Source organism: Streptomyces sp. NPDC003943 (assembly GCF_053605265.1).
This window is the reverse complement of sequence record NZ_JBSGIW010000194.1, coordinates 1-1,469: the sequence shown is the minus strand read 5'-3', so window position 1 is coordinate 1,469 and position 1,469 is coordinate 1. Positions and strand designations below refer to the sequence as shown.

3 protein-coding genes are annotated in these 1,469 nt (G+C 75.6%); 1 reads left to right on the top strand and 2 read right to left on the bottom strand.

All coding sequences use genetic code 11. The features are described from left to right. Positions 1-47: 47 nt before the first annotated feature. Positions 48-725: an NAD(P)-dependent oxidoreductase gene (locus ACWEV0_RS35920; protein ID WP_453154005.1), complete on the bottom strand. Its 678-nt coding sequence runs from the start codon at positions 723-725 to the stop codon at positions 48-50. 72 nt (positions 726-797) lie between these two features. Between ACWEV0_RS35920 and ACWEV0_RS35915 the strand changes: the two genes are divergently transcribed. Beyond that, on the top strand, positions 798-1,208 hold the full coding sequence (locus ACWEV0_RS35915; protein WP_453154004.1) for a winged helix-turn-helix transcriptional regulator: 411 nt from the start codon (positions 798-800) through the stop codon (positions 1,206-1,208). 52 nt (positions 1,209-1,260) lie between these two features. Here ACWEV0_RS35915 and ACWEV0_RS35910 read toward each other — a convergent pair. After that, positions 1,261-1,469: hypothetical protein (locus ACWEV0_RS35910; protein ID WP_453154003.1), on the bottom strand; the 209-nt coding region annotated here is incomplete at its 5' end.

Genomic DNA, 1,469 nt, shown 5'->3' with positions numbered 1-1,469 from the left:
CGCGTGACGCGGCGGCGGCCTCCACGGGCGAGTGCCGGACGGAGCCGCTACGCCGACACGGCCAGCTGCACCCGGCTGTGCCGCGGCCGCTCGGCCTCGTCGACGATCGCGCGGGCGAGGTCGGCGTGGGCGATCCGCCCGGGGCCGTCGAGGGCCGTGCCGACTGCAGTGCGGTAGCCACCGGTCACGGGAGCCTCCGCGCTGAGGTCGAGCGGCGGCACCACCATCAGCCAGTCGAGCTCCGCCCCCGCCCCGGCCGTGAGCAGCTCGAACTCGTCCACGTGGCCCTGCGAGAAGGCCCGGTACTCCTCGGGGAAGTCCGGGGCGTCCATCACCCGCACCCCCGGCGCGGTCTCCAGCGTCGTGGCGATGCCCACCACGACCAGCCGGCCCACGCCCGCCTCCGCGAGCCCCGCGAGGAGCGCCTTCGCGCCCGCGGTGAAGTAGTCCACGGCCGGGAGATCGAGCCGGACCGAGGCGTTCACCGCCGCCGCGTGGCCCGCCGCCAGCACCGCCACCGACGCCGGATCGGTGACGTCACCCCGTACCAGGGTGACCGAATCCCCCTCCAGGTCACGGTACTTGGCCGGATCGCGCACCACCGCCGTCACCCGCAGGCCCCGGGCCACCGCCTCCGCCACGGTCGCCCGGCCGACCCGGCCGCCCGCGCCGAACACGACGATGTCGTTCTTCCGGCCGTTCACACTGTTCATGTCGTCAGTCATGGGACGGACCGTAGGACGCGGGTACCCGGTTACTTCAACGGTACCGGCGCCCCCTGGGCCAGGTTCGGCGTCATGGAGGACCCGACCGCACCGCACCCGCTGCCGCGCGACATGTTCCGCGACCCCGACTGCACCGAATGCGCCCGGCCCATCCGCCTCGGCGGCAAGTGGACCGCGATGGTCCTGCGCTGCCTGGAGGACGGCCGGCCGCGCCGCTTCACCGAGCTGCGCGTCCCGCTCCACTGGGTCACCCCCAAGGTGCTCACCGAGACCCTGCGCGCCATGGAGCGCGACGGTTTCGTCTCCCGTACCGAGTACGACGAGAACCCGCCCCGCGTCGAGTACGTCCTCACCGACCTCGGCCGCTCCCTGCTCGACCCCCTGGACGCGGCCTGCGCCTGGGCCCGCGCCCACGCCCCCGAGATCACCGGCGCGCGCCGGTCCTACGACAGGGCCACGACCGCAGGCAGCCCTGTGGCCTAGCAGCGGATGCGCGGCGGGGCGCCCGGCCCCACCGTGGACGCGTGAACCGTCGTCAGAAGCCCGCGCCCGGGAAGCCCGCCCGCCGCCGCGGCGCGCCCCGCGACGCCGCTCCTCGCCGCCGCGCCACCCGCCCGGCCGCCACCCGCCCGGCCGGCATCCTCGCCGCCGTGCTCCTGCTCGGCGCCGCCGCGAGCATGATCAGACCGCCGACATCGCGCTCGGCTGGCGCGAGATCGGCAGTCCGGTCTCCCGGATCGCCTC